Genomic DNA, 19,997 nt, shown 5'->3' on the forward strand with positions numbered 1-19,997 from the left:
ATCGTATAAATAGCATATCGCCTCTTCGCTACTGAACCCATAATCGCGATCGCACCCCAAGCATTCTAAAATCAAAGGTAATTAACCTAGATTTCAACTCGATACCGCATGGATACTAAAGCTTTTAAAAGATCGCTCCAACAGTCTGAAAACTACCACCGCAAGGGTTTCGGACACGAAGCTGAGGTAGCTGGGGTGATGCAAACGGCTTATCAAAGCAGTCTGATCCAGCAAATTCGCGACAATAATTACAGACTGGAACGTGGCGCAGTTACGATCCGGCTGGCTGAGGCTTTTGGCTTTTGCTGGGGGGTGGAACGCGCTGTAGCTATTGCTTACGAGACTCGCCAGCATTTTCCCTCAGAACGGATTTGGATTACTAATGAGATTATTCACAATCCGTCTGTAAATCAGCATTTGCGGGATATGGAAGTTGGTTTTATTTCTGTTGAGAAGGGACAGAAAGATTTTTCGGTTGTCGATAGCGGCGATGTGGTAATTTTACCAGCTTTTGGGGCAAGCGTCCAAGAAATGCAGTTGCTTAATGATAAAGGCTGCAAGATTGTTGATACTACTTGTCCTTGGGTTTCTAAGGTTTGGAATACTGTTGAAAAGCACAAAAAGAGGAATTATACTTCGATTATTCACGGTCAATACAAGCATGAGGAAACTGTTGCTACAAGTTCTTTTGCTGATAAGTATTTGATTGTATTGAATTTCCAGGAAGCTGAATATGTCAGCAATTATATCTTGCATGGGGGCGACCGCGATGAGTTTCTTGCTAAATTTAGCAAGGCTTATTCTGCTGGTTTTGACCCAGATGTGGATTTGGAAAGTGTTGGTATTGCTAACCAAACTACTATGCTCAAAACTGAGACAGAGAACATTGGCAAGTTATTTGAAAAAACGATGATGCGGAAGTTTGGACCTGAAAATTTGAATGACCATTTTCAGAGTTTTAACACTATCTGCGATGCGACTCAGGAACGCCAAGATGCTATGTTGAGTTTGGTTGAGGAAAAGTTGGATTTGATGCTGGTGATTGGGGGTTTTAATTCTTCTAATACTACGCATTTGCAGGAAATTGCGATCGACAAAACTGTTCCTTCTTATCACATTGATTGTGCGGAGCGCATTTTACCCGGAAATCGGATCGAACACAAGCCTTTGGGGGCTGATTTGATCGTAACTGAAGGTTGGCTACCGGATGGTAAAATTGTAGTCGGCGTGACTTCGGGTGCTTCTACGCCTGATAAGGTTGTTGAAGATGCGATCGATCGCATTTTCGCGATGAAAGCGGCTGCGATTGTGTAATTATATTGTTGCGGCACTGCACTCGGAATCATAATTTTCTCAGTGCAGTGCTTGCGTGATTCCTCGCTCCTGACATCGCTCGATCGCTCTGACGTAAGCCAAGAGAGTATAATTCCGATATAACCGGATTTGAGATTCCACGAATTTCCACCCATTTATTCTCCGCAGTTACCCGATTGCTCGAATTGCTGATACTATTCACCCGGGCCATCGTTCCTGTGAATTTTTCCCCTGCGTCCAACAAATTATTTTTTAAATAAAATATTAAAAATTCGCCTTTTTTTTGCTGTAAAAACCTTGACGCTGCCGGCTTGACAAGGTATTATTTAATAATGGGAATGTTGGCGAAATTAAAATTTGTTTTACCACTCCCATTATCTAAAATATACCCCAAAAATCAACTTAAATCAATAGGTAAAAACTCCTTTTTTGGCGCCGCGATTTGAAACTGTAAAAGCAGCACGATCGATGCAACAAAACATGGCGAATAAAGCTTTGTTTGCCACCCTAGATTGTGTGGCGTTGGTCTGAATCACGAGACGTAAGAGAGCAATTTCGGGCATTTCTGGCTTAAGGGGGATGCGAAAAGAATCGAAACTAAGTTACAAACAAGATCGATCGCACATTTGAGCCTTAAATTTATAGTCTTTAGCAACCTATAGTGCCGCGCCAAAAATTCGAGTAGTCCGCATCCAATTAAAATAAAAAAAAGCAGGACTCGCACAGGGACTATTTCATGAAACAATCACTAACTCCCCAAATCACGGCAGGTATCGGAATGGTCGTGGCCCTGCTAATTTTCAATGCGGCAACTTCGTACCGCAACACTATCAAGTTAATCGAAAACGAACAGTGGGTGAGCCACACTCACCAAGTTTTAACCAAACTCGAAGCTACGCTTTCCACGTTAAAAGATGCTGAAACCGGACAGCGCGGTTATTTGCTGACGGGAGAAGAACGGTATTTAGAACCGTATAACAGCGCGATCGCCCACATCAACCAGCAAGTAGTCGGATTGCAGCAGCTAACCGCTGACAATAAGCGGCAGCAACAACGCCTTCGCGATTTGAAAATTGCGATCGACTCTAAATTAGCCGACCTTGAAAGAACCCTCAATGTGCGACGCAAACAAAACTTAGCAGCAGCCGTGCGGCAAATAAAAACTGGTAGGGGAAAGCAAATCATGGAGGACATTCGGCAGCAGATAGCCGCCATGACTGCCGAAGAAACTCAGCTATTGCAGCAGCGCGCCCGAGAATCTAAAAAAAGCGCTAATTTGACAATCCTGAGTTTTACCGTTGCGAGTTTAGTAAATTTCCTGTTGATGCTGTTGGTTTACTATTTGGTGAAGCGCGATCGAACTTTGCGCGACAATGCCGAAATTAAGCAAAATCAACTGTTAGACCAGCTAGAGCACGATCGCCACTCCCTACAATTAAGCGAAGAACGTTTCCGCAGCGCCATTCTCAACGCACCGCTGCCAATTATGCTGCACGCTGAAAACGGAGAAGTTTTGCAAATTAACTGCGCTTGGACAGAACTCTCAGGCTACGAATACTCAGAAATTCCTACAATTGAAGATTGGACAGAAAAAGCTTACCACAGCCGCCAATCGCTAGTGCAAGCACATATCGATCGGCTGCACCAATTAAACGCCCGCATTTCTGAAGGCGAATATATGATTTCCACAGCCAGCGGCGAAACTCGAATTTGGGACTTTTACTCCGCACCTTTAGGCCAGCTTTCCGACGGTAGAAGCCTAGTAATTAGTACCGCCCTTGACGTAACTGCGCGCAAGCAAGCAGAAGCGGAAATTCGGATGCTCAACGCTACGTTAGAACGGCGAGTAGAACTCCGCACCAATCAACTTCAAGCAGCTAACGAAGAATTAGAAGCTTTCGCCTATACCGTAGCCCACGATTTGCGTGCTCCCCTGCGGGGAATGCAAGGATTGGCTGAAGCTTTATTAGAAGATTACCGTGACATCCTCGACGAACTCGGTCAAGAATACGCCCAGCAAATGGTTAATTCTGGGCAACAACTAGAAGAATTAATCCAAGATTTGCTAGCTTACAGCCACCTGAGCCGCACTGATTTATCGCTGCAAGTTTTGGACTTAGAATCTGCTGTGACCGAGGCAATTGCTATGGTAAAAGCTGACGCTAAATCCAGACAGGCTCAAATCAGTGTTCAAGCGCCCTTGCCTGCGGTAATTGCCCACCGCGTTACTTTAGTTCAAGTAATCGCAAATCTGCTCACTAATGCTATAAAATTTGTGGAAGGCGCACCGCCTCAAGTGCTGATCTGGGGTGAGGAAATAGAGCTGCCTCAAGAGGGAGAGACAGACAGCGAAACAGGGGGAGAATTGGAAAGGCAAACTGTGGGACAGTGGGAACATTCCCAGTTACTTATGGCCAGCCCTCTATTGCCAGTCGGCATAATCCGTCTGTGGGTAGAAGACAACGGCATCGGAATTGCTCCGGAACATCAAAAACGCATTTTTCGGGTTTTTGAACGGCTGCACGGTATCGAGTCTTACCCCGGAACTGGTATAGGATTAGCTATTGTAAAAAAAGGAGTCGATCGCATGGGCGGTCAAGTGGGAGTGGAATCTCAAGTAGGACAAGGCAGTCGATTTTGGATACAACTGAGGAAGCATGAGCCAAACGCAGACGATTTTACTGGTGGAAGATAATCCCGTTGATATTCTATTGATGCAGCGGGCATTTCGCAATGAGACTTTTGCTAATACTTCGCTGCAAATTGTCCGAGATGGAGATGCAGCGGTTTTTTATTTAAATGGGGACGGAGAATACAGCGATCGCGATCGCTATCCTTTGCCTGCGATAATTTTACTAGATTTGAAATTGCCCAGACGATCCGGTCACGAAGTTCTGGTTTGGCTGAGGCAGCAGCCGGAACTAAAACGCTTGCCGGTGGTTATGCTTACTTCTTCTAGGCAAACACTTGATGTCAAGCGCGCTTACGATTTAGGGGTGAATTCTTATTTAGTTAAACCAGTCGGGTTTGCTTCTTTATTGGAAATGATGCAGAGTTTTAGGGAGTATTGGCTCAACTATACTGAACTGCCGGAACCTAGAGAGATTTCTGGTTTGTAGTAGCGGTTTCCCGGTTTTGATTGCTTATTTCCTCGTTAACACGCTCTTTCTGGGAACGAGGAAATTTAGTTTCGAGTGAGGAAGCCCCTCCTCTATCTTAAAGGGGCCACCTCCAAAATTTTTATGATGAGTGATTGAGCGGCCCTCTAGTTAACAGCCAAATTATCAATTGTTAAAGTGGTACACATTCTAGTAATTGACGACAACCCAACGGATCGGCTGCTCGTCAAACGCGAATTAGAGCGGCAATTCTCGCAAGTGCAAATAACGGAAATTTCCGACGATACATTATTGGGGGAAGCACTGAATCGAGGCGGATTCCATCTGGTAATTACCGATTACCAACTACTCTGGACGAACGGTATAGATGTGCTTAAAACTATTAAAGCCCGTTATCCAGAATGCCCGATTGTAATGTTTACGAATACTGGCAACGAAGAAATTGCTGTAGAGGCGATGAAAGCCGGATTGGACGACTACATTATCAAGTCGCCGAAGCACTACGTCCGTCTTTGCGTTGCGGTTCGCGGCGTACTCGATAGAGTTGCCGCCTGGGAACGAGTTGCTCGACTGGAAAACCAACTTCATTCTCTGCTAGAACGCTTAAATGTCGGAGTTTTTCGAGCGAGCTCCGAGGGGCAGCTTTTAGAAAGCAATCAAGCTTTTTTGCGCTTGTTTGATGCCAGCAATTTAGCAGATGTCCAAGGGATTTATCTGCAGCAATTGTTTGTGCAACCCCTAGATGCAGGGGAGTCTAGATCTCAAAATCTCGAAATTACATTTCCTTTGCCAGACGGTCGAGTAAAATGGATTCGGTTTACTCAATATCTCTACAGTGCAGAAGGTGAAAGTACGATCGACGGATTGGTGGAAGATATTACGGAACTCAAGCAAGCTGAACTTGCTTTGCGGGAATTTAATGAAACTTTGGAAGAGCGGGTGAGAGAGCGTACTGCTGAGTTAGAAGAAGTTAACGCACAGCTAGAATCGTTTACCTATTCAGTTTCTCACGACTTGCGCGCTCCTCTGCGGGGAATTTCGTTTTTTGCTGAAATGTTGCTCCAAGATAGAACCAGCGAGTTGGATGCTACCGCACAGGATTACTTGTCTCGGATTAATGACGCTGCAAGTCTGATGAATACTTTAATCGAAAATTTGCTAGAGTACAGCCGCCTCAGCAAAGCTAACTTGCCACTAAAAGCAGTCTCTCTTAATTTAATTGTGGCTGGCTCGATCGCGCAACTAGAGGCTGAAATTGCCCAAAAACAAGCTCGGATAACGGTTGTTGAACCGCTACCTACGGTGTTAGCCCATCCTGGTACGCTGCAGCAAGTCTTGGTTAACTTGCTCTCCAATGCTATTAAGTTCGTGCAGCCTGGGATAGAGCCACAGGTGCGAGTTTATGCAGAAGCTGAGGAGGAATATATCTATCTTTGGGTAGAAGACAACGGCATTGGTATTGCAGAAAAATCTCAAGAGAGAATTTTTGGGTTGTTCGATCGCCTGCACGGTCAAGAAGTGTATCCGGGGACGGGAATTGGGCTGGCGATCGCTCGCAAAGGAGTCGAGCGGATGGGGGGTGCGATCGGGCTGAAATCGACTTTGGGAATCGGTACCCGCTTCTGGGTAAAATTACGCAAGTGCGAGAGTTGAAGAAGCAAGTTCGGCAACGCGCAGTGAATCGGGATTAAAAAAAAGATGAGGTTCTACGCAAGAGGGTTTTAACAGCAATATTCTGCTGTAGCTCAAAAAATCAATCAACCCGCTGGTTCACACCCGAAGACACAATAAACAATTAGTATAATGATAGTTAAGTAATCTCTTGCACCTTTACCGCCTGAGCAGGCTTTCCGATCTGTTTTACAACAACTTACTTAATTAATTTGCTTGTGGGCACGCCCCTAAAAAGCTGGTTGAGGATACTACAACCTTTAAAATATAATAAAATACAAGCAAATACAATAAAATTATTTGCAAGTCTAATTAATCCACCAAGTACATATTTCAATTGTCGAGATTGCTCAATAACATATTGTTAGATTTAAGAATGTTTGCGCTCATACAAAAACTAAAAGGCTAATGCTGTCTATTCTATTAATCGACGACAACCCGAACGATCGCCTGATGATCGAGCGAGAACTGAGAAAAACTTTTCCCGATTTAGAAATTAAGTCGGTTATTGATATCCAAAGTCTCGAAAAAATCCTGACCGCCGGGGGTTTTGACATAGTAATTACCGACTACCAACTGCACTGGAGCGACGGATTAACTATTTTCCAAAAAGTTCACAGTCGCTACCCGAATTGTCCGGTAATTATGTGTACTGACAGCGGCAGCGAACAAGTGGCAGTCGAAGCAATGAAAGCCGGCTTAAGCGATTACGTGTTCAAAGGGCGGCACTTAAAGCGGTTGGCGGGGGCCGTGGACGAAAGCTTGAAAAAACAGCAGTTGCGCGAGAACTACGCGAAAACGTCGGCGCAGTTGGCAATTTCGGAGGAAAGGCTGAGGTTGGCGATCGAAGCCTCGAAAATGGGAACTTGGGATTGGAATTTATTAAATGGCGAGGTGCTGTGGTCGGAGGGACACGAACTGTTATTTGGGTTGGAAAAAGGCAGTTTTGCGGGAACTTACGAAGCGTTTTTTGCCTGCATTCACCAGGATGACCAAGCCTCGATCGCCGACGCTGTTGCCTTTGCTTTAGAAAACAAAACAGAATACAAGTACGAATTTAGAGTCATTTGGCCGGACGGCAGCTTGCACTGGATTGCGGGTAGGGGCAAGTTTTTTGATGATGATACAGGTAAATCGGTGCGATCGATCGGCGTGGTTTGGGATATTACCGATCGTAAATTATCGGAAGCCCGGGTGCAAGAAAGCGAGGAAAACTTGCGCTTTGCCCTAGAAGCAGCTAACACAATCGCTTTTACCTGGGATGTGGCATCGGGGGAAGTCCGCCGTTCGTCTAATGCCGAAACACAGATGGGTTTGGGGCCAGACAGCACCTGTGGTACTTTTGAGCAAAAAAAGAATGCGGTGCATCCAGAAGACCGCGAAAGGTTTTTGGCAGATGTGGATGCCGCATTCAGGGGTACGGGAGTTTATGAGTCGGAATACCGCAAAGTGCGACCCGACGGCTCAGTGATTTGGCTTCACGACAAAGGGCGAGTGGTTTTTGACGCATCAGGTACACCCCTTCGGCTGTTCGGGGTGGCGATCGACATTACGGATCGCAAACAGTTAGAATACGACCGCGAGCGGGCGTTGGCGCGCGAGCGGTCGTATTTGCGCCGCCTGCAAAAGTTAACCTCCGCGTCAGTTGCTATCAACTCCACGCTGTCGGTGGCAGAAATACTTCAGTTAGCTGCCGATAGCGCCCGCCAAATTCTGGAAGTCCACCAGGTAGCGGTCAACCTCAACCCTGGCGCAAACTGGGATGCGGGAATTAGCAAGTTTTCCATGTCCGAAAAATACGCCGCGTGGCAAGATTACTGCGAAGAGCCAGACGGTACGGGCATTTACCAACAAGTTTGCCAGCACCAACAGGCGATGCGAATGACTCAAAGCGAGTTAGAGGCTCACCCGGCCTGGCGGGGGTTCGGCAAGGCTGCGGGGAAGCACCCGCCGATGCGGGGCTGGCTGGCTGTACCGCTGACGACTCGGGACGGCAGAACTCTGGGATTGATTCAGTTGTCGGACAAGTATGAGGGGGAGTTTGCCGAAGATGATGAAACTATTTTAATGCAGTTGGCTCAGGCGGTGTCGGGGGCGATCGACAATGCCCGACTTTACGAGGAATCTCAGCAGGCAAATCGCATGAAAGATGAGTTTTTGGCAACTCTTTCTCATGAGCTGCGATCGCCCTTAAATGCGATTTTGGGCTGGGCGCAACTGCTGCAGCAACGCAGTTTGAGTCCGGCTGCTACTGGGCGGGCTTTAGAAACGATCGAGCGAAATGCTAAATTGCAAACTCAATTGATTGATGATTTGCTGGATATTTCTAGAATTATTCGCGGCAAGTTGACGTTGAATCCTTGTGCGGTAAATTTGATTTCGATGGTGGAAGGAGCGGTTAATACGGTACGGTTGGCTGCCGATGCTAAGTCGATCGATTTGCGGTTTGCAATTGGAGATTTGGGCTTAGAGACTGCTGAATTTTCCAAACTTGGGAAGGTTTCTGGCAATCCTGAATCTGAGTTAAATCGGAGATTTTGGGTATCAGGAGACCCTGGCCGCTTGCAGCAAGTAATTTGGAATTTGCTGACGAATGCGATTAAGTTTACGCCGCGCGGGGGGCGAGTTGAAATCCGGCTACAGCGAGTTGATTTGGAGGTTGAGCTGGCTGTTACCGACACGGGAATTGGGGTGGCACCGAATTTTTTGCCTTACGTGTTTGACTCTTTCCGCCAAGCGGATGCTACGATTACTCGGAATTATAGCGGTTTGGGGCTGGGTCTGGCGATCGTCCGGCAGTTGGTGGAACTCCACGGCGGCACGGTTTGGGCCCAGAGTCCGGGAATGAATATGGGTTCGACTTTTACTTTCCGTCTCCCTGCGATGCAGGTAAATTCGATGGCCGACGAGGAAGCGGAGGTTTTGGCTGGCGCTGGTAATTTACTCGGAGTTAAGATTTTGCTGGTTGATGACGAGGTTGATTCGCGGGAATTTATGAGGTTTGTCTTGACAGATTCCGGGGCCACTGTCAGGGTTGCATCGTCTGCTGCTGAGGCGTTTGAGGTCGCTTCGCAGTTTAGCCCGGATGTTTTGGTCAGCGATATCGGAATGCCGGAGGAAGACGGCTATTCGCTGGTACGAAGGCTGCGTTCTGTGAACACACAGACAAGGAAATTTTGGGCGATCGCTCTGACGGCTTATGCTAGGGATGAAGACCGCGATCGTGCTTTTGCTGCGGGTTTTGACCGACATCTGTCTAAACCTGTGCAACCCGATGTCTTGGTAGAGACTATAGTCCAGTTGAGGCAGCAAGGGCTAACAACTTAAAAAATTCAATTAATAATTGATAATTGGTAATGGGAATTGGGAATTGTGTTTGTAGTGACGACTTTAATCCTCGTCAAACTCGCTCGGACTTGCATTCCTCACTACCAATGTCTAATGCTGATTTTGCCGTACACGAGTTGATTAACCGGACTCGATATCGACGGCAATCGCTCAACTGAGAAACATAAAAATTTGTATTTTTCAAACTATTCAACTTCTTCTTGTGGGGCCTTGGTCCTAGCTCGCCTAAAATATGCAATTTCTATGCCGATTAGGTGATAGGTTTGTGTTAATATGCTAAAATATCCAACAACCACGCGGTAATTAGGTGGACAAACTTCAGACAGATATAGAGGCAATTTACTCTCAAATTGAGGAATTGCGCTTGGAACGCCAGCAGCTTAGTATTGCCGATGCTGTCCCAGCCGGTGATTCGCCCCAAGCGATCGCCGATGCTTATCGGCGTCACGCGAGGGAAAAAGCACAAGTGTCGGCAGAAGTCAAGGGTATAGATGACGCCATCGCGGCTCTGTCTGCTCAACTGGCTCAGAAACAGCAGCAGTCGGTAAAGTTGCAAAGAATCACTCCGATGGAGGAGCAAGTTGAAGAAGGAAGATTGCTGGCTCAGGGACACGCGCAACGGATTAATGAACTGGCGGCGGAACTGGCGGCGGAAGTGAAGGGACTCAAAGCTATCGCCGACCAAATTAGTCCCAGCTACTGGCAGGTTTATTACAAGCCTTTTATTACTGGTTTTAAGAGTATTTCTGTTCCCTACGTGCGATCGGACGGGGATGTTTGGACCATTGTCAATCGAGTAGTTTAGAGAGGCTGCGGGAACAGAAATAATAAGCGCTCAAGACAATTTTTTCCTGTCCCTATTCCTCTACTTCAGCCCCGCAGCAGTTGCTTAATAGTGCCGACCAATTCCTGTGGGTGAAATGGCTTGGCGATGTAAGCGTCGGCTCCTTGTTTCATTCCCCAATAGCGATCGAACTCTTCGCTTTTGCTCGAACACATTACCACCGGCAAATTTTGGGTTTTTGGGTCGCTTTTGAGCCGACGACAGACTTCGTAGCCGTTCATCCGGGGCATCACGATATCCAGAACGACTAAATCTGGGCGGTTAGCCTTGATTTGCTCTAGAGCTTCTACGCCATCACTCGCTACTGTGACGTTGAGTCCTCTACCTTTGAGCAAGTCGGCGATCATCTCCCGCAGAGTGACGCTATCATCAACAACCATAACTGTACTCATAGAATAATCCCTACCAAGTTTCTGGGTTGAAACGTTCTCATTAACGTTTACACTAACGTTCACCTTCAAAGGTGTCTTTTCCTGATTGAGATTGCGCTCTGCTAAATGTAGTTTACCCACTTTTGCTGATTTCTCAATCATTTTCTGAGTAATTACCGCAAAATTTAAAGATCCGCGCAATCTCGGTTGACACACGAGGCTATGTCCGTTAGTCTATCATTTTCTTTCTCAAATGGTACTATTATCAAAAAATCAGGGTATAGCTTGGTGGTGTGTTTCCCGTTGAGGACGGCGGCGCTCGGCCGTCTGCATCAACATTTGTCTAATTAGGATTTTTCGTACCTAAAGCCGAGAATTTTTGGTCGTAGAGCGTGTCTAAAACGACCGGGCGCTGACGGTAGCTGTGACCGGTGTTTTTGCAGCCATTAGCAACGATTCCCAAGACGGAAGCTCCAGAAAATTTTAATTCTTCTAAAACTTTGCGAACTTGCGATCGGTCTGTTTGCCCAATTTGGACGACCATAATCGTAGCGTCTGTGTGAGCTGCGATCAAGTGGGTGTCTGCCAAGCCTCCTAGTGGCGGGGTGTCATAAATTACTAAGTCAAAAAATGCTTGAAATTGCTCCATCAGATACTGCATTTTTTTGGAAGAAAGAAGCTTGATCGGATCGGGGGGAATTTGGCCTGCGGTGAGTACGAACAAATTTTCTTGGTTCGGGGCTCGTTGAATCGCGTCGTTGAGGCTGAGGTCTGTGGAGATGGCCTCGCCCAAGCCACGCACGTTGGGGAGTCCTAACTTAGCGTGCAGTTGCGGGCAGCGCAAATCTGCATCTACTAGCAATACTCGCTGTCCCACTGCTGCTGCTGTGGCTGCCAGGTGCAAAGCTACTGTAGATTTGCCGTCTCCGGCTAAGGCTGAGCCGACTAAGAGCGAGCGAATTGCCGTGCCTGCACTCAGCAAGTGAATGTTCGTGTATAGCGATCGAAATGCTTCTAAAAATTGATAGTCCAAGTCGCTCAAAATACTTGATCTCCCGCTCATCGGACCAGTATGTCTAGCTTCGACAGGTTCGACTACTTCCACTTTCGAGTTCGATCGAGCCGATGTTAGTTTTCTCTGTCTAGCTGGCTGTCGGCGCTTGACTTTTTTGGTAAACGGAATCACCCCGAGTATTGGCAATCTTGTAGCAATTCTCAGTGATTCTGGAGTGTGGAACACAGTATTTAATACCTCTACGAGCAAGCCGACTGCTATGCCCAGCAGACTGCTTAAAATTACTGCCAGCGCTAACTGTTTTCTGGTTTGTTTGACGGTAGCTGTTAGAGGCTTGCCAAATTTGTCTAGCGGAATTTCGGGAGGATTTATCAGCACCCAGGGTATTTGCTGCTGAGCTGCATCGATCCGCAAGGCTTCTCGTTTTGCCAAGAAGTCCGAAAAACTCTTAGTAACTACTTGCAGTTCCCGCTGTAAATTGTCGTATTGTCTGGTTGTGACTGAAAAGTTTCTAATTTTTTGGTTGAGAGCATTTTGCAAAGCTGTCATTTCGCGATCGCGCGCTTCAACTTCTTTGATTTGGGTCTCTAAATTTCCCATCACCACTTCTCTTGCTTGTTGAGTGGCGGTTAAAATCAGTTCTTCCCGACTTTTTCGCAACGCTAAAACTGGTAAACTGTCTTCTCTGTACTGAGCTAATTTTAATGACAATTCCGAGTCTATTCTCTGAATTTGACCTAAGAGTCCGGCGTAAGCTTGTCCTTGGGTCATCAGCAGCCCCTGGGGATTATTTTCGTTGAGTAGTTTTTCATAGCTTTGATAGAGGTTTCGCATCCCTTTTAGCTGAACTCTAATTTCTACTTGCTTGCCCCGAATGCTTTGAACTTGTTCAGAGAGAGATTTTCCCTCCATCTGAGGTTCAAACAAGTTGCTCTGCTGCCGCAGTCTTTGGACTTGCAGTTGCAGAACCTCCACTCTTTCTCGGAGCTTGGGCATCTCCGTATCTATAAATTTAATACCTTGATTAATGCCCATCAGCCGTTGCTGCAAGCTGTAATCTAGATAAGCTTTAGAAATTTTTTCCAATACGCGGTAAATTTTTTTTCGATCGGAATCTTGGTAGCTAACTTGTAAAATTTTTGTGCCTTGCTGTTTGCCGTCTTTCGTGTAGCTAATGCGCTGGATCGACATTTTTGAGATCAGTTCGCTATAGTTCATTTTGGGATACGAAGCCCGCAATTCCTCAATCACTGGCTGCATCATTTTGGGACTTCGCAAAATCCTAATTTGGGTTTCGTAGTCTAGTAGGCTAATTCCTTCTATATTAATTCTTGCTAAGTCTGCCGATTGGGTGTTGTTTAATTGTTTGGATTGCAAACCTTCAGCCGTGGCTGGTTCTACTAACAGGGAAAAGGAGCCTTCATACTCGATCGTTATGCTTTTAGAAGTGGCGACAATCGCTGTCCCTGCCAGGGCGCTCAAAGCTATGGTGGCTGCTGCCATGACCAGGAAGCGACGGCGCACGACGCCTAAGAGCCAGGACAAGTCTAGCTTTTCTTCTTCTTTCTCCTCTACGAAGTGATCTCTGTAGTTCTGAGCAGATAACTCCGGCAGTTTGCCATTCGATTTGGGTGTGAAGGGTTGGTAATCTTGTCTGTTATCCATATTCAGCCAGGGTATTTTTGAGGTTGATATTTTTGAGGTTGATATTTTTGAAGCGGCCAGGTCGGGGCTGGGTAATCTTATTGTTTCGTTTATTCTAGCCTTTGCCAGGAATTATCCACCTCACCCGCCGCCTTCTTACCTGAATAAAAATCGGAGAACGTTTATAAAATTTAACACTCCCGTAGCTGGCCCGACAGGTCCGATTACAGCATTCATACGATCGACAAAATTGACGAGACCCTTGCGAGATACGATAATCATGTCGTTGTTGCGAAGTTGAGGATTGGTTTCTTCGTTAATTCCTTGAGTTAAATTGACTTCGATCGTCCGTTTAGTAGCTGTACCGTCGGTATTGAGGCGGACTAGCTCAACTTTATCCCTTCTAGCTCTGGTATTCTCGTAGCCAAAAAATCCTCTGGAAATTAAAGCTTGATTCAGTGTGGCATTAGCTGGGAGTCTCAAGGGATCGAGGGATGTTCTGAGTTCTCCTACTACATAAACGTTAATGCCGACAGGGGCAAAGTTAGTGCTCGCGAGTACGCCAGCTTCTGCAGGGTTGACGATCGTGGCTTTGGGCACGATGATCGTGTCTCCCTCCTGGAGGATTGTATCTTGGGCGCCGTCGCCGGACTCTAGGAACTGCCACAGGTTGACTGGGATAATTTGTTCGCCTCTTCTGGTGACGCGCCGCACTTGGATTTGCCGGATGTCGGCATCGGAGGTGATGCCGCCAGCTAGCTGAATGGCCCGGATGACGGTGGGAAAACCTTCGCGGCTGAGGTCGTTTGTAGTGTTGCCGCCGATCACGACGTAAGCCCCAGGGCGGGTGACTTGACCGACGATGGAGATCGATCGAGGTTTTTCTGGGGGTGGCGAAAAGTTGGCCGTCGCAAATTGACGAGCTTCTGCTTGGTTGAAGTTGGCGACTGTGGGAATCACGATTGTGTCTCTGTCTTGCAAAATGATGTCTTGAGAGATGTCTCCTTCTTGCAAAAATTTCCACAGGTTGACGTTGAGCACTTGATCGGGGCCGTCTCGTTGGGGACGGCGGACGCGGATGTTGCGGATGTCGGCGACACCCGTGACGCCTTCTGCGAGTCTGATCGCTTGGGTGACGGTAGGGTACTGGACACTCGGCGAGGCTCCCGGGCCAGGAGTTAGGGTAATGGTGAAGTTTCCGGGCCGGGTAACTTCTCCGATGACGCCGACGTTGAGGGGGCGGGCGGCGACGAGACTGACTGTGACTATGGGGTCTTTGAGGACGCGGCGGTAGGCGTTGCGGATGATGTTGGTGGCTTCTACTAAGGTGCGGCCACGGATGGAGACCAAGCCGATCAGGGGCAGGTTGACTGAACCATCGGAAAGGACTTCGTAGCCACGGCTGAGTTCGGGTACTTCGAGTATTTCTACTTGGATGCGATCGCCACCGCCGAGTTTATAGCTTTCCGGCGATCTTGTAACGGGCGCAACATTCTGCGCTTGCTCTGCGCCTAGCGGGATGGGAAGTTGTGCCGGGGTGCTTCTGGCATCAACGAGGACACTGGAAGCAAACAAGACAACACCCACAACCGACCGGGCTATCTGTCTTGGAAAATGGGTGTTAACCATACACCACCTAATTTTATTGACTATGATTTATATAAGTGTAGCCTTTTTAGTGCTGGGCAAAAAGCTCATTATTTTAAGCGATCGCCGAAAAAAAGATGCTCTAGTTTTGCTTTCTGGCTAATTTATGTGTTAGCTTAGTTGCGGGTTGACGGCTATATTTTATATCTATATAATTTGATCTTGTTTTTGATAAAGGAAAGCAATTATGACTCAACCAGTGTCTAACGCAAATATGCTGAAAGAGCTAATTTTAGGTAGTTCTTCATTGACCTGGCTGCTAATTGCTCTACTAGCACTTGCAACTCTATTATTATTTCAATTTGCTAGCTATAAAAAACTAGGTTTAGCTTTAGAAAAAAGTTTTGCTGGTCTTTATATTTTTATCTCTCCCTTTCTGACACAGCCTCCTTTTAATTATTTGCATTTTGTTAACTTGAAAGATCCCGAAGGTGGCATATTAAAACTAATGCCTTATTTTTTTTACCCCTGGGTAGTATTACTTTTAATTTCACGGATTAAAATATTTAGTAACAATTTTATAGAAACTTTTGCCAAAATATTGATAATGAATCCTTTCTTTTTACTTTATATATTACTTCCATTACTGTCTACATTATGGTCTATATTTCCTGAAGCAACGCTAAGAGCAGGTCTAGCTTTTTCAGGATTTACTGCTTTCGGGTTTTACATTGCAGCCCAATATAAATGGGAGGATTTATCTCGTTTTTGGCGGTGGGGATACACGGCAATCGGTTTGGCAAGTTTTGTAATGAAACCCCCAGGAGCAGGCGATTTTGTCGGCTTAACCCAATCTAAAAATTCATTGGGGGGAGTCTTAGCTCTCTGTACGGCATTTTGGTATTTGCATTATTCTCAAGGAGCTAAAACTCAGAAAGAGCGCTGGATTGCTTTGGGAATGATGTTATTTTCATTTTACCTAGTAAGGGCGAATAAATCGGGTTCGGCTCTAGTGATTACTATCATATTAATAATTGCAGTTTCGTCTCTAAACTTTCTAAAAAAATTAAGTTTTCAGTGGGCTTTTACGGCAATTATATGTTTCCTGGTGGTCAGCATAATTATGACTGTTTTTGTAGTAGACAACCTAGAGGATATTATTGTAGGTGGGTTAGGCAAGGACTTGACTCTAACTGGGCGGACAGAATTCTGGCCGCAGTTAATAGCTGCTGTCAATCAACGCCCCTGGTTAGGCTACGGATATGATGGATTTTTTCAACAAGATAAGTTAGGCTCGGCTACTCCTGCTTATTTTATTTATACTCCTAATGGATTTCAACCTAAAAATCCTCACAATGGGGGGATCGGGATCTTGTTAGCCTTCGGTTGGCCGGGATTAATTTTAATGATGACTTCCTTGCTGCTGAATTTAGCTTATGCAGTTCGGTATTTGAGTCGTAGCAGGCTGGAAGAAGCGGGAATACCTATTTGTTTTCTAGTGTCTATTATTATAAGCAACATCACAGAAGGTTATATTATAGAGATAGCAAATCCTTGGCTGAGTTACGCAATGTTGACAGTTCGACTTGCCATAGATAATACTAACAATTCTTCCAACAGTAGCAGCAGCAACCCTCCAAGGCGTTCTTTAGCTCGCACTGTCCATTGAAGTAACCTTTATTGGGCGAAGCGTGAATCTACTTGTGGTATGTTGTTATAGGATCAACAAGTCTAATTTTGCTAGATTGCCGACCCTGCCAGAACCGCGTTTGTGTTTTGTAAATATTTAAAATATTCTGATGCTAGATAAGTTAACTGCGGTGAGTCAAAGGCTCGGCCCTAGTCTGCGCCAGGTACTCAGCAATATAGCTTGGCTGTTCACTGACCAAATCTTGCAGATGGGTCTAGGCCTGTTTGTAGGCCTTTGGGTGGCTCGCTATCTTGGTCCGACACAATTTGGATTGCTCAATTACGCGATCGCCTTTGTGTCGCTGTTTAGTTCGGTAGCAACTATGGGCTTGGGTACTCTGGTAGTGAGGAATATCGCTCGCGACCCAGAATGCAAAAATGAAACCCTGGGAACTGCCTTCGGACTGCAATTTACTGGTGGCTGCATCACTTTGGTGTTAACTGTCACCGTGATTGCGCTACTCAAGCCCAACGACACTCTGACTCGGTGGCTGGTAGGTATCATCGCAGCAGGAACTATATTTAACGCTTTTGAGGCTATCAATTTTTGGTTTCAGTCTCAAATCCAGTCAAAATATACAGTGTTGGCTAAAAATTCGGTATGTTTTTTAGTTGCTGCTGTCAGAATTGGGTTAGTGACAATTAAAGCCCCCCTGCTTGCCTTCGCCTGGGTTCGATTGGCAGAGGTGGCATTGGTAGGAATCGCTTATGTATATTTTTATAAGCTTACGGGGAATAAAATTAAGGATTGGCACTTCAGTTGGAAAAGGTGTAAGGAACTGCTATCGGAGAGTTGGCCGATAATTTTGTCGGGATTGGCAATTTATGTGTACTCAAAAACAGATCAGATAATGCTCGGTGCGATGAATCAAAATGCTCAACTGGGCTATTATGCTGCCGCTGTTAAAATTTCGGAAATCTGCGATTTCTTGCCGATGATCATATCCAGCTCTATTTTCCCCAAATTAGCGAATTTGAGAAAGACAAATTATGAAGGATATCTACATAAATTTCAAGTTTACTCGGATATTATGATGTTTTTATGGTTGGGAGTTGCCATACCGATATCATTACTTTCTCCCTGGATAGTGCATCTACTTTATGGTGAAAAATATACACAGTCAGCAGCGGTACTGTCAATCTATGTTTGGGCGCAATTTGGCAGTAACTTTGGAGTAGCACGGAGTACATATTTGAACATAGAAGGTCAGTTGCGCTACGGTCTTTATTTGACTGTAGTTGGCTCTATTTTTAATGTAGGGTTAAACTTTTTGCTGATTCCTAAGTATGGAGCTCTTGGAGCAACGACGGCTACTCTTATCGCTTATTTTTACGTGATTATATTAGTCAATTTCTTGATTAAGGAATTGCGCCCCTTCGGAAATTTAATCTGGCGATCCCTTAACTTATACAAAGCCGCTTGTAGAATCAGAGGATTAGTAAAATGATTCAAATTAAACCTAACATCGAACAGCGCTCGAATTGCCCCTATTGCGGGACAGAACTAAATGCCAAAAATATTTTATGGCAAGGGATACATATTGTTCTGGACTGTAAGTGCGCGGGATGTGGCAGCGAAATAATCGACGAGTTGAGAGTAGGTCATGGAGTCAGAAATTCCCTCCAAGTTGATACCATCAAAGGTGAAGTTTTTGCAACAGTTGCTTACATAAAAGAATGGCTAGGCAAACCCTTACTAAATTCACTCCAAAATCCTCAATCAGAAAAACTTGAGATTGTCAAAGAAATTTTTAAACCCTGCAAGCGGGTAATTATTTTAAACTGTATCGATCATCTTTATGGTCATTCCCTGCTGAAGTTGCTAAATGCACAAAGGCATTTAGAATGCAACTCTGACTGCGGGTTAGTTGTGATAGTTCCTAAGTTTCTAAGGTGGATGGTTCCTGATGAAGTTGCAGAAGTCTGGACAGTACCTATTTCTTTAAAAAATGGTCAAAATTACTATCCCAGCTTCGCTGAGTTTGTTGAGGAAGAAACTAAACGCTTTGATGAAATTTATGTCAGCGAAGCTCATTCTCATCCGAGCCAGTTTGACATCACGCGGTTTACTAGAGTTCCCAAACACAAATTTGATGAACCAGAAACAAGAATTACTTTTATTTGGCGGGAAGATCGTTTATTAGTTAACAGGGGGCTGTTCCGAGTTCTGAAAAAGCTCAATCAACGAGAAAGGGCATTACCATTGCAAAATTTGAAAATTCAGCAGTTATTTGAGAAAATCAGGTTGCAAGTACCAGAAGCAAAATTTGCAGTAGCTGGTTTGGGGACAAAAACCCAGTTCCCAGCATGGATTGAAGATTACAGAGTGGATAGTTTTAATGAAAAAATTGAAAAGGAAATATGCAGTGTTTATTCACAAAGCCGCTTAGTAATTGGTCTTCACGGCTCTAATATGTTGCTACCTTCGGCTCATGCTGGTATGACAATTGATTTGATAGATGAGCGTTGGGGGAACTTTGCCCAAGATATTTTATACCAAGAGCGTGACCCGAGAATGGCTAGTTTTCGCTATAGATTTTTGCCCTATCAGACTAGCAATGATACACTGGCATTCATAGCGACTGTAATGCTTCTGAATTGGTCTAAGTTTAAATCCCAGATGACTGCTGATGTTATATAACCTAGGGCTAATTAGACATACTACCGAACCCGCGATCGTTCAACTATTTTCCGTGTTATAAAGATGGATAAATTTGTCAATGTTGTGAAAATCTTTGACATTTTTTCTCAACCATTTTTCATCATTGTCCCACCACTTAAACTTCAGCAGAAAATCTATCTTTTGTTCATCAAACCTATAGCGAATAAGTTTTGCCGGAATTCCTCCATATATAGCATAAGGTGGCACATCTTTTGTGACAACGGCTCCGGCTGCGATAATGGCTCCATCACCAATAGTTACACCATCTACAACAATAACATTTGACCCAATCCAAACATCATTGCCGATATGGACAGCTTTTTCCTCTTCCTCAAAATATTTTTGGTCTACAAAGGTTGTCCCTACTAGCATCTTTGGCGAATAAAATATCGGATGGCTTGAAACAAAATTTCCCACAGGATGTAAGCCTAAGCGAATGATGCAGTTGGGCCCTATCGAACAAAAATTGCCGACAACACCATTGAAAATTCGCGTATTATCGCGCACATAAGTGTAAGAACCTATGACAGAACCTTCTATGGCTACACGACTAGACACACTAACATTGTGGCTGATAGTTGAATTTGTAACCAAAGCCATATAGTCTTGATAAAAATTGTTATATTTAAACTTGTTTTTCCACCAATTGACTAAAAATCGCAGATATTCAGTGATTGGATTTTTGAATATAGAACTGAGAAATGTTGAGATTTTAGACATGATTACTAATTAC

Annotated in this window: 13 protein-coding genes; 9 read left to right on the forward strand and 4 right to left on the reverse strand. The window is 45.1% G+C overall.

The window, feature by feature from the left end; all coding sequences use genetic code 11:
* Positions 1–108 precede the first annotated feature (108 nt).
* From NDI35_RS01215 to NDI35_RS01240, 6 genes are all read left to right on the forward strand, one after another.
* Positions 109–1,314, forward strand: a complete 1,206-nt coding sequence (locus tag NDI35_RS01215; protein ID WP_445311136.1) for a 4-hydroxy-3-methylbut-2-enyl diphosphate reductase — start codon at positions 109–111, stop codon at positions 1,312–1,314.
* A gap of 736 nt (positions 1,315–2,050) precedes the next feature.
* Positions 2,051–4,009, forward strand: a complete 1,959-nt coding sequence (locus tag NDI35_RS01220; RefSeq protein ID WP_445311137.1) for a sensor histidine kinase — start codon at positions 2,051–2,053, stop codon at positions 4,007–4,009.
* On the forward strand, positions 3,972–4,433 hold the full coding sequence (locus NDI35_RS01225; protein WP_445311138.1) for a response regulator: 462 nt from the start codon (positions 3,972–3,974) through the stop codon (positions 4,431–4,433). Before NDI35_RS01220 ends, NDI35_RS01225 begins: the two co-directional genes overlap by 38 nt.
* Positions 4,434–4,610: 177 nt before the next feature.
* Positions 4,611–6,086 (forward strand): sensor histidine kinase, encoded by a 1,476-nt coding sequence (locus NDI35_RS01230; RefSeq protein ID WP_445311139.1) that lies wholly within the window; start codon positions 4,611–4,613, stop codon positions 6,084–6,086.
* Between the two features lie 426 nt (positions 6,087–6,512).
* Entirely contained in the window at positions 6,513–9,431 is a 2,919-nt protein-coding gene (locus NDI35_RS01235; RefSeq protein ID WP_445311140.1) for a response regulator, read from the forward strand.
* Between the two features lie 328 nt (positions 9,432–9,759).
* Positions 9,760–10,257, forward strand: coding sequence for a hypothetical protein (locus NDI35_RS01240; protein ID WP_445311141.1), 498 nt, complete (start codon positions 9,760–9,762; stop codon positions 10,255–10,257).
* 65 nt (positions 10,258–10,322) lie between these two features.
* Here the strand turns inward: NDI35_RS01240 and NDI35_RS01245 are convergent, their stop codons facing one another.
* The 3 genes from NDI35_RS01245 to NDI35_RS01255 form a co-directional block, all read right to left on the reverse strand.
* The gene (locus NDI35_RS01245; RefSeq protein WP_039886668.1) at positions 10,323–10,688 is read right to left on the reverse strand and encodes a response regulator transcription factor; all 366 of its coding nucleotides are present in this window, start codon (positions 10,686–10,688) and stop codon (positions 10,323–10,325) included.
* 322 nt (positions 10,689–11,010) lie between these two features.
* Positions 11,011–13,347 (reverse strand): GumC family protein, encoded by a 2,337-nt coding sequence (locus NDI35_RS01250; RefSeq protein ID WP_445311142.1) that lies wholly within the window; start codon positions 13,345–13,347, stop codon positions 11,011–11,013.
* A gap of 135 nt (positions 13,348–13,482) precedes the next feature.
* Positions 13,483–14,955 carry a polysaccharide biosynthesis/export family protein gene (locus NDI35_RS01255; protein WP_445311143.1) on the reverse strand — a complete coding sequence of 491 codons (1,473 nt, stop codon included), beginning with the start codon at positions 14,953–14,955 and terminating at the stop codon, positions 13,483–13,485.
* A 205-nt stretch (positions 14,956–15,160) separates the two neighbouring features.
* Here NDI35_RS01255 and NDI35_RS01260 point away from each other — a divergent pair, with 205 nt between their 5' ends.
* From NDI35_RS01260 to NDI35_RS01270, 3 genes are all read left to right on the forward strand, one after another.
* Positions 15,161–16,582 carry an O-antigen ligase family protein gene (locus NDI35_RS01260; RefSeq protein ID WP_445311144.1) on the forward strand — a complete coding sequence of 474 codons (1,422 nt, stop codon included), beginning with the start codon at positions 15,161–15,163 and terminating at the stop codon, positions 16,580–16,582.
* 130 nt (positions 16,583–16,712) lie between these two features.
* Positions 16,713–18,050, forward strand: a complete 1,338-nt coding sequence (locus NDI35_RS01265) for a flippase (RefSeq protein WP_445311145.1) — start codon at positions 16,713–16,715, stop codon at positions 18,048–18,050.
* A 449-nt stretch (positions 18,051–18,499) separates the two neighbouring features.
* Positions 18,500–19,243 carry a hypothetical protein gene (locus NDI35_RS01270; protein ID WP_445311146.1) on the forward strand — a complete coding sequence of 248 codons (744 nt, stop codon included), beginning with the start codon at positions 18,500–18,502 and terminating at the stop codon, positions 19,241–19,243.
* A 39-nt stretch (positions 19,244–19,282) separates the two neighbouring features.
* Here the strand turns inward: NDI35_RS01270 and NDI35_RS01275 are convergent, their stop codons facing one another.
* Positions 19,283–19,984, reverse strand: a complete 702-nt coding sequence (locus NDI35_RS01275; RefSeq protein WP_445311147.1) for a CatB-related O-acetyltransferase — start codon at positions 19,982–19,984, stop codon at positions 19,283–19,285.
* Positions 19,985–19,997: the final 13 nt, after the last annotated feature.

This window comes from Microcoleus vaginatus FACHB-2002, assembly GCF_040004035.1.
In the GTDB taxonomy this organism is placed as follows: domain Bacteria; phylum Cyanobacteriota; class Cyanobacteriia; order Cyanobacteriales; family Microcoleaceae; genus Microcoleus; species Microcoleus vaginatus_C.